The organism is Streptomyces rugosispiralis (genome assembly GCF_024505145.1).
In the GTDB taxonomy this organism is placed as follows: Bacteria; Actinomycetota; Actinomycetes; order Streptomycetales; family Streptomycetaceae; genus Streptomyces; species Streptomyces rugosispiralis.
The window spans coordinates 464,965-490,766 of record NZ_JANIAA010000003.1 but is presented as its reverse complement, the minus strand read 5'-3'; the positions used below and the strand labels follow the sequence as shown (position 1 = coordinate 490,766).

The 25,802-nt window shown below is 71.5% G+C and carries 25 protein-coding genes and 1 pseudogene; 15 read left to right on the top strand and 11 right to left on the bottom strand.

The genetic code is table 11. The annotated features are described in order from the left end of the window. Positions 1-11 precede the first annotated feature (11 nt). The 3 genes from NP777_RS08655 (at position 12) to NP777_RS08645 (ending at position 3,788) form a co-directional block, all read left to right on the top strand. Entirely contained in the window at positions 12-1,364 is a 1,353-nt protein-coding gene (locus tag NP777_RS08655) for an MFS transporter (RefSeq protein WP_256649471.1), read from the top strand. Between the two features lie 290 nt (positions 1,365-1,654). Next, on the top strand, positions 1,655-2,578 hold the full coding sequence (locus NP777_RS08650) for a LysR family transcriptional regulator (protein ID WP_256649470.1): 924 nt from the start codon (positions 1,655-1,657) through the stop codon (positions 2,576-2,578). Between the two features lie 523 nt (positions 2,579-3,101). Continuing rightward, positions 3,102-3,788 (top strand): DUF899 domain-containing protein, encoded by a 687-nt coding sequence (locus NP777_RS08645; RefSeq protein ID WP_256649469.1) that lies wholly within the window; start codon positions 3,102-3,104, stop codon positions 3,786-3,788. Positions 3,789-3,864: 76 nt separating this feature from the next. Here the strand turns inward: NP777_RS08645 and NP777_RS08640 are convergent. Together NP777_RS08640 and NP777_RS08635 are read right to left on the bottom strand one after the other, a co-directional pair. Further along, positions 3,865-4,314, bottom strand: a pseudogene (locus NP777_RS08640) (AfsR/SARP family transcriptional regulator); the annotation flags it as partial. A 44-nt stretch (positions 4,315-4,358) separates the two neighbouring features. Beyond that, positions 4,359-4,808: a MarR family winged helix-turn-helix transcriptional regulator gene (locus NP777_RS08635; RefSeq protein WP_256649468.1), complete on the bottom strand. Its 450-nt coding sequence runs from the start codon at positions 4,806-4,808 to the stop codon at positions 4,359-4,361. Between the two features lie 61 nt (positions 4,809-4,869). Between NP777_RS08635 and NP777_RS08630 the strand changes: the two genes are divergently transcribed. Then, entirely contained in the window at positions 4,870-5,676 is an 807-nt protein-coding gene (locus NP777_RS08630; protein WP_256649467.1) for an alpha/beta fold hydrolase, read from the top strand. Positions 5,677-5,703: 27 nt separating this feature from the next. On the opposite strand, the gene NP777_RS08625 is transcribed toward NP777_RS08630, so the two are convergent. Then, positions 5,704-6,294 carry a TetR/AcrR family transcriptional regulator gene (locus NP777_RS08625; protein WP_256649466.1) on the bottom strand — a complete coding sequence of 197 codons (591 nt, stop codon included), beginning with the start codon at positions 6,292-6,294 and terminating at the stop codon, positions 5,704-5,706. 111 nt (positions 6,295-6,405) lie between these two features. On the opposite strand from NP777_RS08625, the gene NP777_RS08620 reads away from it, so the two are divergent. Then, the gene (locus NP777_RS08620; protein ID WP_256649465.1) at positions 6,406-7,290 is read left to right on the top strand and encodes an SDR family oxidoreductase; all 885 of its coding nucleotides are present in this window, start codon (positions 6,406-6,408) and stop codon (positions 7,288-7,290) included. 66 nt (positions 7,291-7,356) lie between these two features. On the opposite strand, the gene NP777_RS08615 is transcribed toward NP777_RS08620, so the two are convergent. The 5 genes from NP777_RS08615 to NP777_RS08595 form a co-directional block, all read right to left on the bottom strand. Then, the gene (locus NP777_RS08615) at positions 7,357-7,509 is read right to left on the bottom strand and encodes a hypothetical protein (RefSeq protein ID WP_256649464.1); all 153 of its coding nucleotides are present in this window, start codon (positions 7,507-7,509) and stop codon (positions 7,357-7,359) included. Between the two features lie 188 nt (positions 7,510-7,697). Beyond that, positions 7,698-8,132 carry a DUF6069 family protein gene (locus NP777_RS08610; RefSeq protein ID WP_256649463.1) on the bottom strand — a complete coding sequence of 145 codons (435 nt, stop codon included), beginning with the start codon at positions 8,130-8,132 and terminating at the stop codon, positions 7,698-7,700. Positions 8,133-8,528: 396 nt separating this feature from the next. After that, a complete protein-coding gene (locus tag NP777_RS08605; protein ID WP_256649462.1) occupies positions 8,529-9,095 on the bottom strand; it encodes a hypothetical protein in 567 nt (188 codons plus the stop codon). Between the two features lie 93 nt (positions 9,096-9,188). Continuing rightward, positions 9,189-9,761, bottom strand: a complete 573-nt coding sequence (locus NP777_RS08600; RefSeq protein ID WP_256649461.1) for a transporter substrate-binding domain-containing protein — start codon at positions 9,759-9,761, stop codon at positions 9,189-9,191. A gap of 105 nt (positions 9,762-9,866) precedes the next feature. Beyond that, positions 9,867-11,108, bottom strand: a complete 1,242-nt coding sequence (locus NP777_RS08595) for a PP2C family protein-serine/threonine phosphatase (protein ID WP_256649460.1) — start codon at positions 11,106-11,108, stop codon at positions 9,867-9,869. A gap of 494 nt (positions 11,109-11,602) precedes the next feature. Between NP777_RS08595 and NP777_RS08590 the strand changes: the two genes are divergently transcribed. The 8 genes from NP777_RS08590 to NP777_RS08555 all read left to right on the top strand — a co-directional run bounded on the left by NP777_RS08590 (position 11,603) and on the right by NP777_RS08555 (position 18,778). After that, complete coding sequence (locus tag NP777_RS08590; protein WP_256649459.1) at positions 11,603-12,394, top strand: class A beta-lactamase-related serine hydrolase; 792 nt, start codon at positions 11,603-11,605, stop codon at positions 12,392-12,394. A 208-nt stretch (positions 12,395-12,602) separates the two neighbouring features. Then, the gene (locus tag NP777_RS08585) at positions 12,603-13,307 is read left to right on the top strand and encodes a GntR family transcriptional regulator (protein ID WP_256649458.1); all 705 of its coding nucleotides are present in this window, start codon (positions 12,603-12,605) and stop codon (positions 13,305-13,307) included. Next, positions 13,304-14,128 carry a LamB/YcsF family protein gene (locus NP777_RS08580; RefSeq protein ID WP_256649457.1) on the top strand — a complete coding sequence of 275 codons (825 nt, stop codon included), beginning with the start codon at positions 13,304-13,306 and terminating at the stop codon, positions 14,126-14,128. Before NP777_RS08585 ends, NP777_RS08580 begins: the two co-directional genes overlap by 4 nt. Then, positions 14,125-14,883 (top strand): 5-oxoprolinase subunit B family protein, encoded by a 759-nt coding sequence (locus tag NP777_RS08575; RefSeq protein WP_256649456.1) that lies wholly within the window; start codon positions 14,125-14,127, stop codon positions 14,881-14,883. The genes NP777_RS08580 and NP777_RS08575 overlap by 4 nt, the downstream gene beginning before the upstream one ends. Next, complete coding sequence (locus NP777_RS08570; RefSeq protein ID WP_256649455.1) at positions 14,880-15,818, top strand: 5-oxoprolinase subunit C family protein; 939 nt, start codon at positions 14,880-14,882, stop codon at positions 15,816-15,818. The genes NP777_RS08575 and NP777_RS08570 overlap by 4 nt, the downstream gene beginning before the upstream one ends. A gap of 94 nt (positions 15,819-15,912) precedes the next feature. Further along, a complete protein-coding gene (locus tag NP777_RS08565; RefSeq protein ID WP_256649454.1) occupies positions 15,913-16,365 on the top strand; it encodes a VOC family protein in 453 nt (150 codons plus the stop codon). A gap of 251 nt (positions 16,366-16,616) precedes the next feature. Further along, positions 16,617-17,951: an MFS transporter gene (locus NP777_RS08560; RefSeq protein ID WP_256649452.1), complete on the top strand. Its 1,335-nt coding sequence runs from the start codon at positions 16,617-16,619 to the stop codon at positions 17,949-17,951. Continuing rightward, complete coding sequence (locus tag NP777_RS08555) at positions 17,948-18,778, top strand: putative hydro-lyase (RefSeq protein WP_256649451.1); 831 nt, start codon at positions 17,948-17,950, stop codon at positions 18,776-18,778. The genes NP777_RS08560 and NP777_RS08555 overlap by 4 nt, the downstream gene beginning before the upstream one ends. A 30-nt stretch (positions 18,779-18,808) precedes the next feature. On the opposite strand, the gene NP777_RS08550 is transcribed toward NP777_RS08555, so the two are convergent. Continuing rightward, the gene (locus tag NP777_RS08550; protein WP_256649450.1) at positions 18,809-20,221 is read right to left on the bottom strand and encodes a hypothetical protein; all 1,413 of its coding nucleotides are present in this window, start codon (positions 20,219-20,221) and stop codon (positions 18,809-18,811) included. A 242-nt stretch (positions 20,222-20,463) separates the two neighbouring features. On the opposite strand from NP777_RS08550, the gene NP777_RS08545 reads away from it, so the two are divergent. After that, positions 20,464-21,369 (top strand): AraC family transcriptional regulator, encoded by a 906-nt coding sequence (locus tag NP777_RS08545; RefSeq protein ID WP_256649449.1) that lies wholly within the window; start codon positions 20,464-20,466, stop codon positions 21,367-21,369. Positions 21,370-21,525: 156 nt separating this feature from the next. Then, positions 21,526-22,275, top strand: coding sequence for an SDR family oxidoreductase (locus tag NP777_RS08540; protein ID WP_256649448.1), 750 nt, complete (start codon positions 21,526-21,528; stop codon positions 22,273-22,275). Positions 22,276-22,449: 174 nt separating this feature from the next. Here NP777_RS08540 and NP777_RS08535 read toward each other — a convergent pair whose 3' ends face one another. After that, positions 22,450-24,114, bottom strand: a complete 1,665-nt coding sequence (locus NP777_RS08535; RefSeq protein ID WP_256649447.1) for an alpha/beta hydrolase — start codon at positions 24,112-24,114, stop codon at positions 22,450-22,452. A gap of 157 nt (positions 24,115-24,271) precedes the next feature. Next, a complete protein-coding gene (locus NP777_RS08530; RefSeq protein ID WP_256649446.1) occupies positions 24,272-25,795 on the bottom strand; it encodes a glycoside hydrolase family 28 protein in 1,524 nt (507 codons plus the stop codon). Positions 25,796-25,802 lie beyond the last annotated feature (7 nt).

Here is a 25,802-nt window from a genome sequence, read left to right as displayed (position 1 = left end):
GGAGGCGCGCAATGCCCACCACTCACACCGACGTCACCGCGGCCGAGGTCGAGGTGGCCACCGACGCCGTCACACTGCGCAGAAGCGTCGCCGCGGGAGCCGTCGGCGTGTTCGTGCACTGGTTCGACTGGGCCGCCTACGCCTATCTCGCCGGCACCGTCGCGACCGTGTTCTTCCCGGACGAGAACAGCACCACCGGACTGCTCGCCGTCTTCGGCGTGTTCGCCGTGTCCTTCGGCATCCGGCCCATCGGCGCCATGGTGTTCGGGCCGCTCGGCGACCGGATCGGCCGCAAGCGCACGCTGTCGCTCGTCATCTTCATGATGTCCGGCGCGACCCTGACGATCGGTCTGCTGCCCGGCTACGCCGCGATCGGGGTCGGCGCCCCGGTGCTCCTGGTGATCCTGCGCCTGATCCAGGGATTCGCGGCGGGCGGCGAGTTCGGCAGCGCGGCGAGCTTCCTCGCCGAGAGCGCCCCCCGGCGCCGCCGCGGATTCGGGGTGAGCTGGCTGGAGGTCGGCTCCCTGCTGGGCTTCCTCGCCGGTTCGTTCGTCTATCTGCTGCTGTCGACCGGGCTCGACGAGGCCCAGCTGACCTCCTGGGGCTGGCGCGTCCCCTTCCTCATCTCCGCACCGCTCGGCGTCATCGGCTTCATCATCCGTAACAAGATCGAGGACACCCCCGAGTACCGGACGCTCGAGGCCAACGACACCGTGCCGCGCACCCCCGTACGGGAGCTGTTCCGCCACCACAAGCGGCGGCTGCTCCAGGCGGCGGGCCTGATGGCGGCCATGCACGTGCCCTTCTACGCGGTGCTGACGTACCTGGTCACCTACGAGACCGACCACCTGGGGCACTCGGCGGGCAGCGCCGCCCTGCTCTCCACGGTGATCTCGCTGCTGGGTCTTGTGCTGGTCCCGGTGTTCGGGCTGCTGTCCGACCGCGTGGGGCGCAAACCGGTCTTCGTCGGCGCCACCGCGGCCCTCCTGGTCGCCGCCACCCCCGCGTTCCTCCTCATGCGGACCGGGCTCGCCGGAACCTGGATCGCCGGTCTGCTGCTCGGTGTGATCCTCGCCGCGATCCTCGGCACCTACGCGGTGTGGTCGGCGGAGATCTTCCCCACCCGCACCCGCCAGAGCGGCCTGTCCATCGCCTACAACCTCACCGCCGCCCTGTTCGCCGGCACGGTCCCGTACCTGATGACCGTGCTCATCTCCGCGACCGGCTCCACCCTGCTGCCCGGCCCCTATCTGATGGTGTTCGCCGCCGGCGGTCTCATCGCCGCCCTGTCCCTGGAGGAGACCACCGGGTCCGCCCTGCTGCGCCCCGAGGACGTCGCCGACGCGTCCCCCGAGCGCGGCTAGGGCCTGTCTGGGGTTGTGATCTGGGCTCGCGGGGCGTGGCACGTACGCTCGCGGCGTTGCCGAAACGCCCTAGTAGCTGGCGGATCGGTGGAGGTCGGCTGCGGTCCGGTGGCGCCCCGAAGGGGCGCGGGGCCGTGTCGGCATGCGGCTCCGCCGCGCGGGCGCGAGCCGCCACGACGGCGCCGCGGACGATCGACGGCGGGTCAGGGCAGGTCCAGCGGAGCGCTTGGGCGCCGCAGCATAGGGTCGGCACCGGCACGGACACCGATCACCAGGCGCGAGGGTCAGGCATGACATCACCGGTGGGTTTCACCCTCCTGCAACTCCGCTACTTCCTCGTCGCCGCCGAGCGCGGTTCGATGACGGAGGCGTCGGGGGCGCTCCACATCGCGCAGTCCGCCGTGTCCGCGGCCATCCACAACCTGGAGCGCGATCTGCGGGTGCAGCTGTTCATCCGCCGCAGGGGCCGGGGACTGACCCTGACCCCCGCGGGGGAGCGGCTCCAGAGCCACGCGCGGGAGCTGCTGGCCCGCGCCCGCGAGGTCGAGCGGGAGGCCCGGGGAGACGGCGAGACGATCTCCGGGCCGGTGGCCGTCGGCTGCTTCGTGACGCTGGCCCCGTACTATCTGCCACCCCTGTTCAGCGAATGCACCCGCCGCTACCCGGGCATCGAGATCGACGTGGTGGAGGCGGAGACCGATCAGCTCGTCCAGGCCCTGGGCGCGGGGCGCATCGACTTCGCCCTCACCTACGGCCTCGGCCTGTCGGCCGAGCCGGAGCTGCACGGCGAGACCATCGCGCGGGCCCCGGCCTACGTCATCGTCCCGGCCGATCATCCGCTGGCCCGGCAGGGCACCGTGGAACTGGCCGAACTGTCCGCGGAACCCCTCGTCCTGCTCGATCTGCCGCACAGCCGCGACTACTTCCGCTCGCTGGTGGCCGCCACCGGCACCGCGCCCGATGTCCGCTACCGCACCCGGAGCTATGAAACGGTGCGCTCCCTGGTGGCCCGGGGACTCGGCTACTCCGTGCTGAACCAGCGGCCGGCCACCAGCCAGACCTACGGTGGCGGCGAGATCGCGGAACTGGAACTGCGGGACGGAAGCCCCCCGCTCGAAGTCAAGATCGCCTCGCTGAAGGGGGTGACCCAGACCGCCCGCGCCCAGGCCGTGATGGGGCTGCTGCGGGAGGTGGCCGCCCCCACGGTCCCGTGACGGACGGCGTGCGTCAGGCCGACGGCCCGCGGTGTTCCCCGTGGGCGGCCGCCCGGCCGCGGCCGCCGGCGCGTGTCCGGGCCATGAGGAGGGCGATGTCGTCCTCCGGGGGAGCGTCCGTGGTCATCCTCGCGATCACACGGGCGCACAGGTCCTCCAGACTCGCCGAGGGGCCGTGCAGCGCGGCGAGCAGCCGGCGGACGCCCGGCGCGTGCCAGGGTGCGGACGCGGGTGGCCGGGTCGTAGCCGGCGTAGAGGCAGGTTCCGCCGGTGATCGACGAGTACTCCGGGGACCAGGTGCCCGTCTCGGCGAGCCGGGCGGTGACCGGCCCCGGCTCTACCCGCCATCCCGATACCCTCCGTAGCCACCGATATCGGTCGATGTCTCGCCAAAAGGGTAATGCGCCGGGGTGCGGTCGGGGCTTTCCCGATCGGGTGGCCGGTCACCGATGAGTTCGGCGGCCGAGCGGGGTCTACACCTACACATCGCACGCCACACACATGATCAGGAAGGGGCCGTGGCATGACCGCCAACGCACTGCCGCCCGTTGTGGATGCCGACACCTGGCAGCGGGAGCTCGAAGCGCTGCGCGTCCGGGAGAAGGCCGCGACGCGGGAACTCGACGCGATCGCCGCCCAGCGCCGCCGCCTGCCGATGGTCGAGATGCCCGACTACACCCTCGAGGGCGAGGACGGGCCGGTTCGGCTGGTGGACCTCTTCGACGGCGGGAAGCAGCTGATCGTCTACAGCCACATGTGGTTCCCCGGTGAGACGTGGCAGTGTCCGGGCTGCACGGGGTTCACCTCGCAGTTCACCAGGCTGGAGCTCCTGGGCAACTACGACGCCCGGTTCGTCATCGTCACCCAGGGCCCGATCGACGAGGCACTCGCCTACAAGCGGCGGGTCGGGAACGCGATGGCCTGGTACTCCACGGCGAACAGCCCGTTCGGCGCCGACGTCGACGCCCCGCCCGGCGGTGGATTCGCCGTCAATGTGTTCCTGCGCGACGGCGACACCGTCTACCGCACCTGGCACACCAACGGCCGTGGCATCGAGCAGCTCAGCCACTCCTTCGCGCTGATCGACCTGTTGCCGTACGGGCGGCAGGAGGAATGGCAGGACTCGCCCGACGGGTGGCCACAGCAGCCCACTTACAGCCGGTGGGCCGTTTCCGAGGACATCGCCGCGCTCTACGGCCAGGGCACGTGAGGGTGGCCGAAGATCTCATGTACCCGTGAGGAGGACTCGTCGCATCGCGCGCTGTCGTGTTGTCGAGCCTGGATCGCAGTCGGCGGGTATCGGCGTAGACGGCGAGGGCTTCGGCCTGGCGGCCGCTGCGGTAGAGGGCCGGCATGAGCAGTTCGCGGAGTCGTTCGCGCAGCGGGTGGGCCGCTGTGAGCGCTGTCAGCTCGGAGACGGCTTCGGCGTGGTGGCCGAGTTCGAGGTCCAGGTCGAGGCGGGTTTCCCGGAGTTGGAGCCGCCACTCCTCGAGCCGGAGACGCTGGTTCTCGGCGAACGGACCGGGGACGTCGGCCAATGTCTCGCCCTCCCGGAGTGCCAGAGCCCTGCCGAGGAGTTCGCGTGCCTGCCGTGCTTCACCCGCCGCGTGTTCCCGCTCCGCCTGTAGGGCGAGGTCCTCCGCCACGGAGAGGCCGAGCGATGCCGGTACGATGCGCGGCGCGTAGCCCCCGGATTCGCCGGCGAGTACGTCAGCGTTGGGGCCGAAGGCCTTGCGCTCAGCTCGACCCAGTACCCCGCGCTCGTCATCGCGGTTCCGCGTCACGCCGGGGTGACGCCGTGGTCGGATTGATGGGGGTCGGCCTCGCCGTTGAGCTGTCGCAGCAGGCCGAGCAGGGTTGCCCGGTCCGCGGGCGGGAGGGGTGAGAAACACTCCGCCAGGACCTTCTGGCTGACCTGGTGACCGGCGGCCAGGGTCTGTTCCCCGGCGGGTGTGAGGCGATGTTCGATGCGGCGTCCGTGGCCCGGCCTGCGCTCCACCAGTCCCTGGGCGGCCAGGCGGCCCACGAGCGCCCCGAACGCCTGCTCGCTCTGGAACGTCACCGCCGCCAGCTCGCGTGCCGACGCTCCGGGCCGGCCGCTGATGGCGCGCAGCGCGTCCCACTGCGCCAGCGTCGTGCCGACCTCGCCCAGTGCGCTGTCCAGCGCTCGGTGCTGCCGGTACTGCGCCTGCTTGACCGCGCGCCCCAAAACCTGCAGATCAGCATCCATGCGGCAAGTCTACCCGCAATGAAACTAGCTTAATTAAAGAAGCTTAGTTAGAGTCTGAGTCATGACAACGGACATCAACTCCCTTGCCCATGCGGCCCCGTGCGACGACCTGGACCTCACCCTCTCCGAGTCGGGCACCGGCCGCCCGGTGCTCGTCCTGCACGGAGGCGGCGGGCCCGCCACGGTCGCAGGTATCGCCGCGCATCTCTCGCGCTCCGCGCACACGCTCACGCCCGTGCATCCCGGCTGGGAGGGGACGCCCCGCCCCGACTGGCTGACCGGCGTGGACGATCTGGCCCTGACCTATCTGCACCTCCTGCACGACCGCGGACTGCGCGACGTCCTGGTCGTCGGCTCCTCGCTCGGTGGCTGGATCGCGGCCGAGATGGCGGTACGGGACACCGCGGGTGTCATCGGCGGCCTCGTGCTGATCGACGCGGTCGGGGTGCGCATCCCCGACGAGCCGATCACGGACTTCTTCGCCCTGGACGCCCGCGGGGTGGCGGAGCATTCCTGGCACGACCCGGACCGCTACTACGTGGACCCCGCCGACGCGCCCGCCGGCCAAAGCGCCATCCGGCAGGCCAACATGGCCACCATGCGCGTTCTCGCGGGCGAGCCGTACATGCACGACGCGAAACTGCTGCGCCGGCTGCGGCGTGTGGACACGCCCGCACTCCTGCTGTGGGGGGAGAGCGACCGCATGGTCACCCCGGCCTACGGCGCCGCGTACGCCGCGGCCTTCGCCAACGCCCGCTTCGAGGTCGTCCCCGGAGCCGGCCATCTGCCGCAGATCGAGCGGCCCGAGGCCACGTTCGCTCTGATCGACGCCCACGCCCGCCGCACGGCCGACTCCGGCGCCGTCTGAAGTCCGGGCGGCTCCGGTGGGCGAGTCCTAGTCGAGTGCGGCCAGTGCCGCGCGGAGTTCATCGAGGGTGCGGCGGGTGAGTTCGGTGAGCGTCTGCTCGCTCGCCGGATCTGCCCACTGGTCGAAGGCGTCGTAGAAGGCGCGGATGCCGAGTTCGGCGGCGAGGCTCGCGGTCGGTTCCGGTACGCCGCGCCTGTGGAGCGCGTCCGTCACGGCCTCGGTGAGTTTGGCGCGCTTCAATGCGGCGCGCTCCTGGAGTTCGGTGTGACCGGCGATGACCGGGCGGAGCCTGGTGCCGACGTCGCGGCGGTCGTCGGTGAAAGTGGCGGTGAGGGCGTCGAGGGCCGCGCGGACCGCTTCGAGCGGTGTGACCGGGCCGTCCGCCGCGTCGATCGCGTCGATCGCGTCGATCGCGTCGGCGAGCAGCCGGGTGTGCGTGTCCTGGCCGGCGAAGAGCACTTCCCGCTTGTCGCGGAAGTGCCGGAAGAAGGTGGTCTTGGTCAGACCGGCTCGATCGGCGATCTCGTTGACGGTGGTGGTGTCGTAGCCCTGCTCGGTGAACAGCTCCAGCGCGGCGCGCACCAGCCGTTCCTGTGCGTTCGGTTCCCATCGAGCCATGCGCACAGCATAAGTGATGTGACTTGGTACCGTCACTTGGGCTACGGTGACGGTACCAAGTCACATCACTTTGCTCCGCTCGGGCGGAGCATGCCTCCAGGAGAGCTGCGCATGCGTGTTTTCGTCACCGGTGCCAGTGGCCATATCGCATCGGCCGTGGTGCCCGAACTGATCCAGGCCGGACATGAGGTCGTCGGCCTGGCCCGGTCCGACGCCTCGGCCGCCGCCGTCGACGCCCTGGGCGCCGAGGTGCGCCGCGGCGACCTCGACGACCTGGACGGTCTGCGCGAGGCCGCGGCCGACGCGGACGCGGTCGTCCACCTCGCCTTCAATCACGACGCCATCCACGCCGGGAAGTTCGCCGACGCGGTGGCGGTCGACCTGGCCGTGGTGCGGACCTTCGGCGACGCGCTGGCCGGTACCGGCAAGACCCTCATCGGCGTCGGCTTGACGCCCACCGGTGACGCGCGGCGCGACGCGGCGATAGCCGCCAACCCCCGCTCCGCCGTCGCGCGTGCGATCAGCGACTTCACCGAACGCGGCGTGCGGACCGTGCTCGTCGCGATCCCGCCGGTGACGCACAGCGCCCGGGACGGGGGCGGTTTCATCCCGATGCTGATCAAGATCGCCCGCGACACGGGCGTGTCCGGCTACGTCGGCGACGGCGGCAACCTCTGGCCCGCCGGTCACACCCTGGACGTCGGCCGCCTCTATCGGCTGGCGCTGGAGAAGGCCCCGGCCGGTTCGCAGCTGTACGCCGCGGCCGAGGAGGGCATCGCGGTGCGTGAGATCGCCGAGACCATCGGCCGCCACCTCGACGTCCCGGCCGTGAGCATCCCGGCCGAACGGGCCGCGGACCACTTCACGGGCTTCCCGTTCATCACCATGGACATCACCATGCCCAACGCGGACACCAGGCGGTTGCTGGGCTGGGAGCCGGTCCACCCCGGCCTGATCGCCGACCTCGACGACGGCCACTACTTCACCACCGGCTGACACCGACGGGCGTGGCCGGGCCAGGGGCCGGGGCGTCCGCGACACGCACCCGGCCCGAGCGCCTCATCAGGTGAAGAGCACCATGTAGGACGAGGTGAGGCCCGAGGCCAGCCAGAACGATCCGCCGGCGATACCGACGATGATCAGTACAGCCAGCGCACTGTCTATCTTTTCCACCAACGGGGACGGAGGCCGGGGCTCCAGGTCGTGTTCACTCATCCGCCCAACATATGCCAAGAAGTAGGTGTGTGCGGCAGCCTGTTGAGGTTTCTGTGACCACAGGTTGTCCCGAAAGACACCGCGCGTCCGCCGAAACAGGATCATTGGGCAGGAAGCTCACCGAAGACCATGCGATGGCCACGCGCTGTCGAAGACCGCGGAGACCTGGCCGGAGCCGTGCGACGCGGTCAGGCGTCCGTCGACGTGGTGGTCAGCGTGCCGATGCGCGGCAGGACGACGAGGAGCACGGCTGCCGCCGCGAGCAGATGCAGCACTTCGAGGGCTACGACGGTCAGGGCCTGGTCGGCGCCCACCAGCGGCCCGACGAGTAACAGCACCACGGCGATGGTCACGATCGCGGCGAAGGTACGCGTCGGCTGGGCCGTGCGCCGCGCGACGAGCAGCGCGACGGTGCCGCCGATCAGGCTCACCAGGAAGGCCGCGAGGCACGCCTGGACCGCGGTGACGGTGCTCTCGGTGCCGGACATGGTGACGTCGAAATCGGCCCCGGCGGCGTCGAAGATCAGGTAGCCGACGAGGACGGCGACCGCCGCGGCCAGGGCCGCGGGTATGACGAGGCGGGCGATGGCGGCGGTGGGGCGGGTGGATGCGGTGTCGGTCATGAAACTTCTTCCGTGGATGGGGAAAGTGGGTGGTGAGCAGCCCCGCGGATCGGTTGGGGCGGGGTCGGGGCTGTTTTGGGCCACGTCATTCTGGTCGTTGATCGTTTCAGAGGGCGCGCTTCCGGCCACTGGGCGAACCACCGGCAGACATGGCGAAGCCCCCCGAGGTCTGGGGTACCTCGGGGGCTTCGACGCGTCTACTCCTGGCGAAGCGCCTTGAGAGTGGCCTTTTCGGGTCGGTCGGCCCCTTGTCGCGTATGGGGCGAAGCGCATGTCTATGGGGCGAAGCGCACGTCGGGGTGGGGCGGAGAAGGCCCGTCGAGCAGGTGTCGCGGTCGGGTCGCGATGGCCTGTTTGCGGTGCGCGAGGTCTGTCAACGGGTGGTGTGCCGACGTGCTAGCCGAGGTTCCACCTGCCCGTGCGTTCCTCGTCGACTCCGTTTGCGTCTATCTGGTACGTCACGGCCGTGATCTTCGCGTCCTCCGGCACATCGAAGACGACCCAACCGGTGGCCCGCTTGCCCGGCGTGAGGATCAGCGGGATGGACAGGGACTCGCCGACGGTGGGGGAACCGGGTTTGCCGACGTACCCCTGCCCGGTCGAGTCGATGACCTTGGCTCCGTCGTACCCGCCCCGGTAGGTGCCCGTTCCGGTGCTGACGATCGTGAACTCCGTCGCGACCAGGCGCTTTCCGGCGGGAGCCTTGAAGTAGTCGACCGCCGCCTGGGCGCGGTCCACGTACTTCTTCAATGTGAAGTCGGCCCGGACCGTGCCCGTGGTGTCCAGGTTGCTGGGCGATCCCTCCAGCGCGAGGGTGTCGCCCAGCTTGCCGACCAGCGACCCCGCGCCGCTGGCCACGGCGTCGGGCGTCCGCTCACCGCCGGGTCCGGCGGCGCTGCTGGAGCCGGTGTTCTTCGTGGGTCCGGACTTGTCGCCGTCCCCGTCCGAACCGCCGCATGCCACAAGGGTGGCGGTGAGATCCTTGTACAGAACGGTGCGCAGGGAATGTGTGTTTCTATAACCGAACGGTTCCAAGAGGATCTCGCCCCGCGTCGTTCATCGCTCCGTCGGCGCGGCCAGCGCCGGGTTCTGTCCGGACCGGCCGAGCGCCTCGGCGACGAACCCGGAGGCCGTCAGGTGGGCCACGGTCTCGCTCAGGAAGCCCACGGTCTCCGGACGTCGTGTCCTCGTCGTTCCTACGGCCTGCCGGATGGTCATGAACGCGGGCTCGACCAGGCGCAGTTCGGGCCGTTCGGCGAGGTGCGCGGTGCGCGGCTGCCGGATTCCCGCCGCGGCCTCCAACTCCTCGGCGTGGAAGACGTCCACCCCCTCCGGGCCCCGGACCACGGTGGCGTGGCGCAGGGTGCGGGTGAGGTACAGGTCGTAGGCGGAGCCCTGCTTCACCCCGATACGGACGCCCGGACGGTCCACGTCCTCCGGCGTCCGCGGTGGGGACTCGGCCGGGACGGCGTACACCCCCTCGATGTGCACATACGGAGGGGTGAACGCGATCTCCGCCTCGCGGGCCGGTTCGATGGCGAGGAAGCACAGATCGGCGTGGCCGGTGGCCATGGCCTCGTAGGACTTGCGGGCCGACGATGTGCTCGACGAAATGGTCGCTCTGGCCAAGCCCGGCGCCACTGTGGCCGTGCCGGACGTCGACTGGCTCGCCACCCTGTTCCAGGCGTGGGGCACCCGGCCGGCCGGCGCGTGACCGGACGGGACCTCACAGACTCACAGCCGGACGACGATCAGGGCGATGTCATCGGGTCCGCCGTCGGCCACGCCGAGGCGGGTGAGCAGGGTGTCGGCCAGGTGGTCGGGGCCGAGAGAGGTGTGGCGGGCGAGGGTGCCGGTCAGGCGGCGCAGCCCGACGTCGATGTCCTCGCCACGGCGTTCGATGAGCCCGTCGGTGTAGAGCACGAGGGTGTCGCCCGGGGCGTAGGACACCGTGGCCTGTGGGCGGGGGAGGTGGTCGGCGACAAGGCCCAGCGGGGGGTTGGTGGCCTGGTCGAGCAGGTCGACCGTGCCGTCCGGCCGGGCCAGGACGGGCGGCGGGTGACCGGCGCTGGTGTAGGTGATGCGCTGGTGGCGGGTGTCGACGACGGCCTTGGCCGCGGTCGTGGCCAGCGCGCCCTCGAAGGTGCGGGCGTAGACGCTCAGGACGTCCATCGCCCTGCCGGGTTCGCTGATGGCGCGGACGGCGGCGGACAGGGCGCTGCGGAGCATGCCCATGACGGCGGCGGCCTCCAGCCCGTGGCCGACCACATCGCCGACCGCGACGGTGAAGGTGTCGGCGGACAGGTCCACCACGTCGTACCAGTCGCCGCACACATTGAGCGAGCGGGCGGCGGGCATGTAGCGCACGGCGATCTCGCGGTGTCCGGCCAGGTCCGGGGAGTGCAGCATGGCCTCCTGGAGGGTGAGGGCGGTGCGGCGCTCCCGGTCGTGGGCCTCGCGGAGTTCCTCGTTGAGGCGCTGGAGTTCCCGCGCCCGCGTGTACAGCTCGGCCTCCATCGCCTCGCGCTCCCCGCCCGCGTCCTCCGGTCTCGGGCGCAGCGGGCGGGTCAGCACGAACTCGGTCATGTCCTCCACCCGGTGGATGATCCACCGCACCTCTCCGTCGGGTCCGAGGACGGGTGTGTTGATGGGCGACCACCACTTCGCCCGGAACACTCCCGGACGCCCGGAGACGGGGATGTCGTACTTCTGCATCGCCATCGTGTCCGGTCGCTTCGAACGCAGGACCCGCTGGAGCGAGGCGTCCAGATTGCGTACCCCGTCGGCATCCGGGTCCGCCGGATTGTCGGGGTGGACCTCGAAGAGGTAGCGGCCGATCAGCTCCTCCCTGGTCCGCCCGGTGGCCCGTAGATAGGCCTCGTTGACCTCGACGATCACCAGGTCGGGGGCCAGTACCAGGTAAGGGCTGGGCGTGACGGCGAACACCGCCTGGTAGTCGATCCGCGGTGTGCTCACAGCCTTCTCCTGTTCGGCCCGGCCCCTGTCTGATCCCCGATTCTCGACTATGCGGCCCGCCCCGAGTGACGGACTGTCGGCTCGCCGACCATCGAGGGCGCCAACCGGGCGCTGACGTCCGCCCTCGCGCGGGGCGCCCGGGAGTGGTTCCCGTCCTGCGCCGGGGTGACGCCTCTCGCGGCGATCCCTGGCCACCCGGCGCCGGGCGGCCTCGCCGCGCCCTGTCGGCCCCCGGCGTGCTGTGCCGGTTGTGGAGCGATCTTGTGAGATTCGGACACGTTTTTGAACCTCGTCCACCGGTCGGTCGTCCTCCAGTGCTGGAGTACGGGGATGTCTTCGCGACGATGCGAAGGCCCCCGCGTGATGAACCGCACCGCGAGCGAATGGACAAGCACACCATGGGGCGACACCGACGAATATCCCGGCTTCCCCGGACCACTCTGGCGTCACGAGCGGCGCTGGCCGCGGGGGCACTCGTGCCGACGATCGCCTCGGTGGGGTCGGCTCACGCGGCCACTCCGCAGGCGGCGATCTGCACCTCGGACCGGCCGGGGCTCGCCGACAAGCTCTCCGAGGACATCAACGCGGCGCTGGACGGCTCCACCGCCACGACGGCGATCAGCCTCCACGACCGCACCACGAACACCACCTGCACCCTCGATGCGGACCGGACGTTCGACTCCGCGAGCACGGTCAAGGTGACCGTGCTCGCCACGCTGCTGTGGGACGCGCAGAAGGATGGTCGCGCCCTGACGCAGGAGGAGAAGGGCCGTGCCACGGCCATGATCACGAAGTCCGACAACGATGCCACCACCGCGCTGTGGAAGCAGCTCGGGACGGACAAGATCAACGGATTCCTCCAGGCCGCGGGCATGGCCAGCACCGTCCTCGACGGCGAGGGGCACTGGGGGCTCACCCAGATCACCGCCAACGACGAGGAGAAGCTCCTCGACCTGGTGACCCACGCGAACCCGGTGCTCGCCGAGGACTCCCGCGCCTACATCCTGAAGCTGACGGGCGAGGTCATCCCCTCGCAGCGCTGGGGGACCCCGGCCGGCGCGCCGGGCGACGCACAGGTGCATGTGAAGAACGGCTGGCTGGAGCGGGCCACGAACGGCTGGCGGGTGCACAGCCTCGGCGCCTTCACCGGTGGCGACCACGACTACACGATCACGGTGCTCTCGCAGGACAACGCCACCATGGACGACGGCATCGCCAATATCGAGGGCGTCGCCCGCGCGGTCCACCAGGACCTCGACGCACCCGCCTCCGGCGCGCGGCCGTAGCCGCGGTCCCTCCGGCCGGCGCGTCAGGGGAGCTCCTCGGGAGGCCCGGGTGCGGTGGCCGGGGGAGGGGGAGAGATCGTGATGGTGTCGCGGCGCCGGTCGTCGGGGTCCGGCGCCCGTCCGACGAGGCCACGCTCCGGTCCGGCGGACGGATTTTCTGCGGTCCGACCTCTTCACGCATCCGGTGCATGCACTGTATACACAGTATATGAGCCGAGAAGACAGAGGCCGCCGCGGTGACGCCCAAGGCGCCGACGCCCTCACCGACGAGCTGCGTCGGCTGATCGTCGAGGGCGTCTACCCGCCGGGCCACCGACTGGTCCAGGACGAACTCGCCGACCGTTTCGGGGTGAGCCGCATCCCGCTGCGGGAGGCCATGCGCACCCTCGCGAGCGAGGGTCTGCTGCGCTCGACGCCGGGCCGCGGCACATTCGTCACGGTGCTGGACCTCGAGGAGATCGACGAGATCTACAACCTGCGGCGGCTCATCGAGCCGAGCTTCGCCGAGCATGTCACCGAGCGGGTCTCCCGGCGCGACATCAGCCGGTTCGAGGAGATGGCGACCGCGATGGAGCGGGCCGCGGGGTCCGGCGCCGATATCTGGTCGCGGACGAACCTCGCCTTCCACCTGGACATGTACCGGCTGTCCCGGCTGCCCATGCGCTACGAGATCATCTCGCAGATGTACCACCGGCTGGAGCCGTACTCCCGGTTCTACGTGCACGGCACCTCGGCGTACGGCCGGGTCCACCATGAGCACGCCGCGATGGTCCAGGCGCTGGCCGACGGGGACGCGGAGGAACTGGCCCGGCAGATCACGGCACACATCGACGGCGGCCAGAAAGGGCTGCACACGGCCTGGGAGAACAGCGGCGGCGCGCTGCAGGCGTACTGGGCGGAGTCGGCCCGGTGACCGCCCTCGCGCTCAACACCGATGTGGGCGAGGGGTTCGGGGTCTGGGGGCCGGCCGACGAGGGCGAGCTGCTGGACCAGGTCACCGCGGCCAACGTGGCCTGCGGGTTCCACGCCGGGGACCCCGACATCCTGCGCCGCACCTGCGAGGCGAGCACCGCCCGGGGGGTGGCGATCGGGGCCCAGGTCTCCTACCGCGACCTGGCCGGTTTCGGCCGCCGCTTCATCGACGTACCGTCGGCCACGCTGGTCAACGAACTCCTGTACCAGATGGGCGCGTTGGAGGTGTTCGCCCGGCTCGCGGGCGGTCGCGTCGGCTATGTGAAGGCCCATGGCGCGCTCTACAACGCGGCGGCCCGGCACACCGGGCACGCGGCCGCGATCGTCGAGGCCGTCGCCCTCTACGACCGGGCGCTGCCGCTGCTCTGCCAGCCGCGCACCGCGGTCTGGGAGCGGGCGGTGGCGGCCGGGGTGCGCCCGCTGGCCGAGGGGTTCATCGACCGCGGCTACACCGACGAGGGGCTGCTGGTGCCCCGCTCCGCGCCCGGCGCCCTGGTCACCGACCCGGCCGAGGCGGCCGAACGCGCCCTGCGGATGGCGGAGTCGGGGACGGTGGTCTCGGTGAGCGGCGGCGTCGTGAGGATCGCCCCGGACGGCGGGGAGCTGGCCGCGCTGTGCGTACACAGCGACACCCCCGGCGCGGCCGGGCTGGCCGCCGCCGTACGGGAGGCGCTGGCGTCGGGGGGTGTCGCGGTGGGTCCGCCCGGTGCCACCGCGGGCCCGCCCGGAGCCGCCGCCGACCGGGTCGGGGCGCGGCCGTGACCCCGGAGGAGGTGCCTCCGGCGGACGTGGCCCCGGAGGAGGTGCCTCCGGCGGACGTGACCGCGGCGGACGTGGCCCCGGAGCAGATGCCTCCGGCGGACGTGACCCAGGCGTACCCGGCCCCTGGCAAAACGATTCTGCGGAGGGCCGGCGACCGGGGCTGGCTGATCGAGTGCGCGGACCGGCACCCGGCCGAGGTCGCCACCTCGATCCGCGCCCAGCCCTGGGCGTCGGGGCTGCGGGAAGTCGTGCCCGCCGCCACGACCGTGCTGGTGGTGGCCGAGACGGCCGCCGGGATGGGCACGCTCGCCGCAGGACTGCGCACCGTGCTCGACGGGACCGGCGCCCACCCCACCGGACCGCCACCCGGCAGACGGATCGTGATCCCGGTCCGCTACGACGGACCCGACCTGCCCGAGATCGCCGAACGCCTCGGCCTGGACCCGGAGGAGGTGGCGCGGCGGCACGGCGCGGGGGAGTACCGGGTCGGCTTCTTCGGCTTCGCGCCCGGTTTCGCGTATCTGGACGGCGTACCGGAGAGCCTCCGGCTGCCCCGGCTGTCCAGTCCGCGACCGAGAGTGGCCGCCGGGGTGGTGGCCATCGCCGGGAACCAGACGGTGGTCTACCCCGGCGGAACCCCCGGCGGCTGGCACCAGATCGGCGTCACCACCACCCGGCTGTGGGACGTGACCGCCGAGCCGCCGAACCGGCTCGCGGTCGGCGACCGGGTCGTCTTCGAGGCGGTGACGCCATGACGGTCACCTCCGCCGCCCCGGGCCGCCGGGTCCGCACCCGGCACCGGCCACCGGACCACGGCACCGGCCCGGAGCCCGCCGTACTGACGGTCGTCCGGGCGGGCCCGGCGGCCAGCGTGCAGGATCTGGGCCGTCCGGGGATGGCCCACCTGGGCGTGCCCGCCTCGGGTCCGGCCGACCGGCGCAGCTTCCGGCTCGCCAACAGGCTGGCGGGGAACCCGGAGGACACTCCGGCCCTGGAGGTCACCCTCGGCGGTCTCGCGATCACCTTGTCCGCCACCCGCCACGTGGCGGTCACCGGGGCCCCGGCGCCGCTGACGGTCGACGGGGTGCCGGTCGACGGCGCGCCGCGGCTGTGGCTGCGCGCCGGATCGGTGCTCGCCGTCGGCCGCCCGTGGGCGGGCTGCCGCACCTACCTCGCCGTCTCCGGCGGGCTCGAGGCGGAGCCGGTGCTGGGATCGGCCTCGCGCGACTTCCTCACCGGGCTCGGCCCCGACCCGCTGCGCGCCGGGGCGGAGTACGGACTGGGCCCGGCGCGCCCGGTCCCGGCGATCCCGCTGGAGCTGGCGTTCAGCGTCGTCCCGTGCGGCGGCCCGGCCACCGTCCGGTTCCGCTGGGGCCCGCGGCACGAGCTGTTCGACGCCGCGGACCGGCACCGGCTCACCACCACGCCCTGGCGGGTCTCCGCCCAGTGCGACCGGGTGGGCGCGCGGCTGACCGGACCGCCGCTGGCCATCGGCTCGGTCGACCTGCCCAGCGAGGGGACGGTGCGCGGCGCCATCCAGGTGCCGCCCTCCGGCGAACCGATCGTCTTCCTCGCCGACCACCCGGTCACCGGCGGCTACCCCGTCATCGGGGTGGTCACCGACGCCGACATCGATCTCGTCGGCCAGACCCTCCCCGGGGACGAGCTCCGGCTCGCCCCCATCCTCTGAGCCCCCTGAAAACCACCCCCTGAAAATCTCCGAACCCCCTGAAAGCCTCAGAACCCGCCTGAAACACCCTGAGAAACCTCAAGGAGACACGCACATGACCGCTCAGCCCGACTCCCTCGTCCCCTTCCACCTGGCCATCCCGGTGGACGACATCGAGGCCGCCCGCGAGTTCTACGGCAAAGTGCTCGGCTTCGCCGAGGGCCGCTCGGACACCAAGTGGATCGACTGGAACTTCGGTGGCCACCAGGTCGTCACCCACCAGGTCGGCGACGGCCCGTCCGGTACGCCGCGCGACGGCGTCGCCGGGACCAATCCGGTCGACGGCCACCAGGTGCCGGTGCCGCACTTCGGCCTGGTGTTGCCGGTGCCGGAGTTCCAGAAGCTGGCCGAACGGCTCACCGCGGCGGGCACGGAGTTCGTGATCGAGCCGTACGTCCGCTTCCAGGGCGAGCCCGGTGAGCAGTGGACGATGTTCTTCCTCGACCCGGCGGGCAACGCGCTGGAGTTCAAGGCGTTCGCCGACCTCGGACAGCTCTTCGCCGTCTGATCCGCCACCCGCCCGGCGGTCCTCATCCGCCCGGCGGGGTCTTCACCGACTCACCACCGACCCACCGACCCACCGACCCACCGACCCGCCGACCGCCGACCCACCGGCGCGGTGGCGCCCGGCCCGGCAGGACGACGGTCATCAGCAGGAGGACTGGTCCCGCGGATGACCGTCGTTACGGGCCCCCGGCGCCGTACCGGCGGCACTGACAGCACATCCCGGCCAAAGGACATGTCAGACCGGAGGAACCCATGACGAGCGTATCAACGGCCGCAACGGCATCCGGAGACACCGGGGACGCGGCCGCCGTGGCCACCGCGGCGCGCGGCGGCCCGCGCCGGGCGGCGCTGGCGGCGGCCGCCGGCACCGCCATCGAGTACTACGAGTTCGGCGTCTACAGCTATCTGGCCGTGGTCATCGGCCCGCACTTCTTTCCCGGGGACGACCCCACCGCCGCCCTGCTGGCCACCCTCGCGGTGTTCGGCAGCGCGTTCCTGATGCGGCCGCTGGGCGGCATCGTGCTCGGCCGGCTCGGGGACCGGGTGGGCCGCAAGCCCGTACTGATCCTCACCGTGACCGGGATGGGCGGCGCCACCGCGGCCGTCGGGCTGCTGCCCACGGCCGAGGCCGTCGGCGTGGCCGCGCCCGTCGCCCTGCTGGTGGTGCGGCTCGCGCAGGGGTTCTTCGCGGGCGGTGAGGTGACCGGTTCGGCCACCTATCTCGCCGAGTCGGCCCCGGCCGGGCGGCGCGGCTTCTTCGGGGCCTTCACCCCGGTCGGGGTGGCCCTCGGCGGCGGGGCCGCGGCGCTGGTCGCGGGTGTCACCACGACCGCGCTGAGCGAGCGCCAGCTCGAAGCCTGGGGGTGGCGCATACCGTTCCTGCTCTCGCTGCCGCTGATCGCCGTCGCCCTGATCGCCCGCAACCGGCTCGCGGACTCCGAGAGCTTCCTCGCGGCGAAGTCGGAGCGGGCCACCGCCAAGGCACCGCTGACCGAGGTGTTCACCCGCCACCGCGGCCCGGTGCTGAAGGTGACCCTGCTGGCCATCGGCTCCAACTGCGGCTACTGGGTCGGCCTGATCTTCATGAACATCTACCTGACCACCGACCTCGGCTACCCCAAGGACTCCACGTTCTGGATCATGGGCGGGATCAGCCTGTTCGTGGCCGTCCTGATGCCGGTGTGCGGGGCGCTGTCGGACCGGTGGGGCCGCAAACGGCTCATCACCGTCGGCTTCGCCGGGTACGCGGTCCTGGTCGTCCCCGCGATGCTGGTCATGGGTCTTGGCAGCTTCCCGCTCGCCGTCGCGGCCATGGTGGTGCTGGCCCTGCCGATGCCGGTCGTCCAGTCCGTCACGTATCCGACGTACGCCGAGCTGTTCCCGACCCGGGTGCGGTACACCGGGCTCTCGTTCAGCTTCAACATCGGCACCATCGTCGGCGGCGGGCTCAGCCCCTATCTGTCCACCTGGCTGATCTCGGCCACCGGCAGCCTGCTGGCCCCGGGTTTCCTGCTGATGGCGACCATGGTGGTCGCCCTGCTGACACTGCGCACCGTCACCGAGTCCAGCCACGGGGAACTGGCGTGACGGCCGCCGCTCCTTCGGGAGCCGGCCTTCCCGGTCCCGGGGACGTCCCCGCCACCCCGGCGGAGCTGCGGCGCCTGGTGGCGGACGGCCGGTGGACCGGGCCCACGGCCGGTCTGCTGGACGGGTACCAGCAGGCCAACCTCGTGATCGTCCCGCGCGACCTCGCCTTCGACTTCCTGCTGTACTGCACCCGCAACCCCGCGCCCTGTCCCGTCCTCGCCGTCACCGAGCCGGGCGACCCGGTGGTGCGGCTCGGCACGACCGTCGCCGACCTGCGCACGGACCTGCCGCGCTACCGGGTCTGGCACGACGGCGAACTCGCCGCCGAACCACACGACATCACCGCCCACTGGCGCCCGGACGCGGTCGGCTTCCTCCTCGGCTGCAGCCACACCTTCGAGGGCCCGCTGCGCGCCGCGGGCGTCCCGGTCCGGTACGCCCCGGAGTCCGCGGCGCCGCCCGTCTACGTCACCGACGTGGCCACCCGCCCCGCCGGGCGGCTGTCCGGACCGCTGGTGGTCAGCATGCGCGCGATACCGGCTCACCTCGTGGCGCGTGCCGTGGAGATCACCGCCCGCTATCCGGCCGGGCACGGTGCGCCGGTGCACATCGGCGACCCGGCGGCGCTCGGCATCGCCGACCTGGCCCGGCCGGACTTCGGCCCCTCCCCGGTCGTCGAGGACGGCGACGTCCCGGTGTTCTGGGCCTGCGGGGTGACACCCCAACTGGCGCTCCCCGCCACCCGGGCCCGGTACGCCATCACCCACTACCCGGGCCATATGTTCGTGTTCGACCACACCGTCGACGCGGGCCCGGCACCGGGGTGAACGGCCATCCGCGGTCCGGCGGCGGGCGTTTCAGGGAGCGATGCCCACACCGTCGATCCGGCTCCAGGCCCGCTCCTGGGCGGACGTCATGGCCGGCCACGCCAGTCCGCCCGGCCGGGGCCGGACACGGGAGGCGTACGGCTTGGGGTGGTAGCCGGAGTCGTAGAAGCACCCGGTGCCGTAGACGCGGTCGAACGTGGCGCATGCGGATGCGATGGACCGCGGTGTGGGCTTGGTTCCGGTGCGCGCCCAGGAGTCCAGCGCGGCGATGGAATCGGCGTACTCGGCGTCGCTCAGCTCGCTGTGTTCGCTCTCCTTGGTGAAGGTCTGCACGACGTTCTTCCCGTGGTGCGCGCCATCGACGGTCGCCCGGTACGCGGCCTCGTGCTCGACGAACGCCGTGGGGTCGTCGATGGCGTGCATCGTCAGCACCGGGATGGACACGCGCCCGGTGAGGTCGCTGTCGTAGGAGAGGTCACGCCGGGCGCCGGGGTCGGCGGAGAAGCGCTCGACGCCCGCGTTCAGCGCCGTGTCGTCGTGTGAACCGGAGTACCACACGCCCTGGTTGCCGAACGGATTGCGGTCGCCGAGCCGGCTGTGCACGATGTCGCGGAAGGTGAACACCGAGAACCGCAGATGGGACTCCAGGGTGCGCTCCGGAAGGCGGGTGACGGCGAGGATGTCGTCGAGGTTGCGCTGTTGGAGCGCGGTGCGTTCCTCGGGCGCGGAGGCGTAGCCGGTGCACTCCTGAAGGCGGGCGCGCAGCCCGGCCGTCGTCAGGGTGGACCCGGGGCGCAGCCCCTGCCAGAGCGGGTACTGGGGCTCGCCGGGGCGGGGCAGGTTGTGGCAGTAGTACTGGTAGACCACGCGCAGATCGACGCGATAGTCGTAGCCCCGGGAGCCGCCGCCCAGCACACCGCTGGTGAGGAGGGCGCCGTCGTAGGGGCCGTTCTTCTTGCCGTACGTCTCCACGACCTTGGCGGCCACGTTTCCGCCCCAGGACTGGCCGTGTACATAGGTCCGCTCGGGCCTGCCGAAGTCCGCCACGAACAGGCGGCGCAGATTCTCCGTGTCGGCGGCCGCCATGCGTGTTCCGTAGCCACCTCGCCGGTACGAGGAGCCCGCCCAGGCGTAGCCCTCGGACACCATCACCGACCAGCGGTCCAGGTCGCCGACGCTCCGCTCGGGATCGGACCCGTCACCCAGGTCGGGACCGCCGTGCGAGTGGACGATCAGCGACCCGTTCCACTTCTTCGGAATGGCGATCGCGTAGTACGCCCCGTCGCTGTCCTGGCCGGTGTAACACGTGGCCTTGTCGCCCACGCTCGCCGGGCACGCGACCGGCGCGGGGCGCGGCTGGGCCGCCTGGGCCGGACCGGCATTGCCCAGCGTCCCCGCGACGATGCCCGCGACGCCGACGGCCGATGCCACGGTGCGCCGCATACGCGTCAGGCTCCGCAGAAAGGAGGAAGGTACGTTCCGACTCGAGCTGTGCACAGCGACGCTCCTGACCTCAGTGGCGCTCCCTCGCGCCAAGCGTTGCGATGTTAAGGACACCTGTTCCGCCGGCACTATTGAGCAGGGAGTTCTGTTCTTAACGTTCTCGGGCGCGATGGCGTTGCGCGGGGGAGCCCGTGGACTCCGTCACGGGAGCGCGGACGCACGGTGGATGCTGCAATGGACGCATGTCCCTCGACGAGCTCCGCACCCTGCTGGCCAGGCACGCCCGGCCCGACTGGACCACCGCCATCGACGGCGTCCTCGTCTCGAAGGTCGACCGGCCGGATCCGCCGGCGCCCTCCATGTCCGGCATGGTGCTCGCGGTCATCGCCCAGGGCGGCAAACGCCTCGCGCTGGGCGACCGCGTCTATGCGTACGGACCCGGGCAGTACCTGGTGGCATCCGTCGACCTGCCCGTCACGGGCCAGTTCACCCGGGCCGACCCGGAGCGGCCGGCCCTGGGCTTCGGTCTCACGCTGGAGCCGTCCGCCGTCGCCGAACTGCTGCTGCAAGCCGGTCCCGGGGATACGCCCCGCGCGGGCGGAGGCGTTCCGTCGGGGATCGCCGTCAGCGAGGCTTCGGACGCGCTGCTCGACGCGGTGGTCCGGCTGCTGCGGCTGCTCGACGAGCCCCGTGACCGGGCGGTACTGGCGCCGCTGGTGAAGCGCGAGATCCTGTGGCGCGTGATCACCGGCGAGCAGGGCGCGACGGTTCGGCAACTCGGTCTGGCCGACAGCGGGCTGAGCCATGTCTCCCGGGCGGTGCGCTGGATCCGTGAGCACTACGCGGAGCCGTTCCGGGTCGAGGACGTGGCGCGCAGGTCCGGTATGAGTGTCTCCGCCTTCTACCGCAACTTCCAGGCGGTGACCGCGATGAGCCCCATCCAGTTCCAGAAGCAGATCCGGCTCCAGGAGGCACGGTTGCTGCTCGCCACCCATCCGAACGACGTCACCGGGGTCGGTCAGCGGGTCGGCTACGACAACCCGTCGCAGTTCAGCCGGGAGTACCGCCGCCAGTTCGGCGCGCCCCCGAGCCGGGACGCGGCCCGGCTGCGGAACACCGTACGCGCCCCCGCGGGCGTCCTGCCCTGAGCGGGGGCCGGGCCGGCGGGAGGATCGTGCAGGTGCGGGCGAGGATAGTTCTATCGTTTCCGCAGGTCGGAGCGGTGCAATGGGAGTGTCAGTTCGCCCGCGGAGCAGGAATTGCCTGTTCCGCCGCGGATCCCATCACATCGCAGGGGCCACACCATGAGCACCGTTCTGATCACCGGTACGTCGTCCGGGTACGGGCGGGAGACCGCCCTCCACTTCCATGCGCGGGGGTGGAACGTCATCGCCACCATGCGGACACCACGTCCGGGCGTCCTCCCCGAGTCGGACCGGTTCCGCGTCGTCGAGCTCGACGTGACCAGGCCCGAGAGCATCGCCGCCGCGTTCGAGGCGGCGGGGCCCGTCGACGCCCTGGTCAACAACGCGGGCATCCCGTCGATGGGGGTGTTCGAGGGCATCTCCATGGCCCAGGTGCGGGAGGTGTTCGAGACCAACACCTTCGGTGTGATGGCGACGACCCAGGCCGTGCTGTCCCAGTTCCGCGAGCGCGGCTCGGGCGTGGTGGTCAATGTGACCTCCAGCGTGGTGCTGGGACACATGCCGCTCACGACCGTGTACAAGGCGAGCAAGACGGCCGTCGAGGGGTTCACCTCATCCCTCGCGCTCGAACTCGCGCCCTTCGGCGTGCGGGCGAAGACGGTTGAGCCGGGCGCCTGCCTGACGACGAACTTCGGGGCCAGGGCGACGCACGATGCCCCGTTGCACGAGCTGGTCCCGGCGCCTTACGCGGCGTTCGCGAAGAAGTCCATGGACGACTTCGGGGGCCAGGACGTGTTCACCAAGGAGAGCGACGTGGCCGAGACGGTGTGGCGGGCCGTGCACGACACCACCGGCCAACTGCGCTTCCCGGCCGGTCCCGACGCGGTCCGGCTCGACCAGGCGAAGTGACCCGCCGGCGGGCGCGGTGTTCGTAGCTCCGGCGCGGACGGGGCGGACGGCGCGGACGGGGCGGACGGCGCGGACGGGGCGGACGGGGCGGACGGGGCGGACGGGGCGGAATCGGACGGGGCGGAACCCGCCGGAGGTCCCGCCCCGTCCCCTGTGCGTGTCGGACGCCGTCCGTCAGAAGCGGTCCGGGGAGCGCTGCGGAAGCGGGGCGCCGGGACGGACGTCCCGCTTCCGGTCCTCCCGGGCGCCGCCGTTGGAGTCGCCCGTCGCCTCGCAGGTCACGTCCTTCGCCGGCAGCTTGCCGGTGGTCAGGTAGTCCGCCACCGTACCGTCCGTGCACGCGTTGCCGCTCGGGTAGACGCCATGGCCCTCGCCACCGAGGACCGTCAGCATCCGCGAGCCCTTCAGGTCGGCGTGCAGGGCCTGACCGCTCGGCAGCGGGGTCTGGGAGTCCCACTCGTTCTGCACGACCAGCGAGCCGACCTTGTTGTTCACGACGGTGGCCCGCTCGACCGACCTGTCCCAGAACGCGCAGGGCTTGATGCTGGACGCGAAGTCGCCGTAGAGCGGGTAGCGGCCCTTGTCCTCGATGGCGTCCCGCCGGTAGCTCTCGGGGTCGCGGGACCAGGCGGCCGAGTTGTCGTTGCACACCACGGCCCAGAAGCTCGCGGTCATGTTGTCGGCCGGTACGTCCGCGGAGCGGGCGGCCGGACCTGGCGTTCCGGCCGGATCCGGGAGCTTCTCCGCCGAGGCGGGCCGGCCGGCCGCGGCCTTCTTCAGCTCCACGACCAGTTCGGTGCCCTCCCGCACGCTGAAGACCGCGGGGCGCATCATGCTCCGGACGTCATCGCCGGTGTACTTCTCCCCGTCCATCTCGATGGGCTTCTCGTTCGCCCGCTGGACCAGGTCCCAGAACGTCCGGTCGACCTTCTTCGGCGTGTCGCCGAGGCCGTACTTCTCGGAACGCGCGGCGGCCCACTCGGTCCACCGGTCGAACGCGGGCTCGGCGCCCTCCGCCCACCACTGGATCATCTTCCGCCAGGCACGCGCCGGATCGACCGCGCTGTCCACCACGACCCGGTCGGCCCGGTTCGGGAACAGCTGGGTGTAGACGGCGCCGAGGTACGTCCCGTACGAGTAGCCGAAGTACGAGAGCTTCTTCTCGCCGAGGATCGCCCGGAGCAGATCCATGTCACGGGCCGTGTTGCGCGTGGTGATGTGTTTGAGCGTGGCGCCCGACTTTTCACGGCACTTGTGTGCGACGTCCCGCGCCCAGGCGACGTCCTTGTCGAACGTCGCTTCCTTGTACGGCCGCAGCCAGTTCTCCTCCTCCGGCGTCAAGCCGCAGGTGACGGGCGTGCTCCGGCCCACCCCGCGCGGGTCGAAGCCGATGAGGTCGTAACTCTGCCGCGCGGACTCGGGCAGCATGTCCTTCATCTGCAGCGGCATGTCGAGCCCCGGCCCGCCGGGGCCACCGGGGTTGGCGAGCAGGATGCCGTGCCGCTTGTCCGGTGTGGTGGTCTTGATCCGGGATATGGCCATGTCGATTCGCTTGCCGCCGGGAGCCCGGTAGTCCAGCGGCACCTTGATCGTCGCGCACTGGTACTCCGCCGGTTTGTCGGCCTCGCACCGCTGCCACTTCGGCTGCTGCCTGACGTACGGGTCCAGGGCGCTCGCGGTGGCGGACGCCGGGGCGGCGGCCTGGGCGGTGCCGGTCTGTGCGGCACTGGTCTGAGCGGCACCGGCCTGGGCGGCGCTTGCCGTCGAGGTGGCGAGCGCGGGAGCTAACGTTGCCGTGACACCGATGGCCAACAGCGGCGCGAGACCTCGTCTACGCACGAACTCGTTCCTTCCGGTCGCGTATCGGGACAGGAACGATCATTCAGGGAGTGTGCGCCGGGGAACATCGGCCGTGCGTCTCCAACTCCCCTCCCCCTTGGGAGGGATGTGACGGCCGTGGGTGGTCCCCTGGTTGTACGGGCCACCCGCGCGTCGGTCAGGGTTGGGGCACCTCCTGGCCGTTGACGAACACCCGCCGGAAGGTCAGGTCCTCGGTGTGGACGACGCTGTCGGGGGCGCGGATGCCGGTGAACGTGGAGTGGGAGAGATGCACATCGCGCAGCTGGTCGGTCTCCAGGCCGACCAGCCGCAGCACGGACTGGGCGCCGTCGATCTCCATCCGGTCCAGGTGGATGTTCCGCACCGACACCGGCAGTGTCCCGTCCTCGCCACCGTTGTAGTCCATGGTCACGAAGGCGATGTCACGCTCCACGCCCTGCCCGGTGAAGTTCCGGATGTGCACACCGTCGATGGAGCCACCGCGCTTCTTGTTCGCCTTGACGTACAGCGGGTACTTGACGGGGTGACGGCCGGGGAAGTCCGACGGGTTGATCTGGCAGTCCTCGGCGAAGACGTCACGCACCCCGCCGGACATCTCGCTGCCGACCGTCATCCCGCCCCAGCGGCCGGAGAACCGGCAGTCGCGCACCACGATGTTCCTGCTCGGCACGTTGACCCGGTGGCCGTCCTCGTCCCGGCCGGACTTGACGGCCACGCAGTCGTCGTTGGTGTTGAACCGGCAGCCGGTGATGAGCACATCGGAGCAGCATTCGGGGTCGCAGCCGTCGGTGTTGTAGAGCGTGCTGTCCACGGTGACATCGCGCACGGTGACGTTGCTCGACAGCACCGGATGCACGGTCCACATCGGCGGGTCGACGATGGTCAGGCCGCTGACCATGACGTTGCGGCAGCGGTAGAACTGCACCATCTTCGGCCGCAGATGGTGGCCGTCGCCGAAGACGCGCCGCGCCACCGGCACCCCCGTGGCGCCCATCTCGCGCAGCAGCTTCTGGTCGGCCCCCTGCGGTCCGCTGTCGCGGTACCAGCTCTCCCACGGCCCGAGCCGCGCCTGTCCGTCGAGCGTGCCGGGGCCGGTGACCGCCACGTCCCGCTCGCCGTACGCGTAGATGAAGGGCGAGTAGTTGTAGGCCTCGGTGCCCTCCCAGCGGGTGAGCACCACCGGCAGGAAGTCACCCGGATCGGGGCTGAAGGCGATGGTGGCGCCCGCGGTGACATGCAGGTCCACCCGGCTGCGCAGATGGATCGCGCCGGTGAGGAACCGGCCCTCGGGGACGACGACATGGCCGCCGCCCGCGCGGTGGCAGGCGGCGATGGCGGCCCGGAACGCCGGGGTGTTCATCGTCCGCCCGTCACCGACCGCGCCGTAGTCGGTGACCCTGAACATGCGCCGGGGGAAGGCGGGCGGCCTGATCCGGGCCAGGATCCCCGGCACCGCGCGCCACGCCCCGGTGTAGGCGGCGGCCGCGCCGGTGTGCCACGTGGCTTCGCCGGTGTGCGGAGTGGCCGCTCCGGTGCGCGAAGTGGCCGCTCCGGTGCGCGAAGTGGCCGCGTACGCCTGCTCCGCGTACGCCTGCTCCGCGGACAGCGGCGGAAGCAGCGTGCCCACCGCCAGCAGACCGCCGGTGCGCAGCGCCGCGCGGCGGGAAGGTCTCGGGTGCATGGCCTGC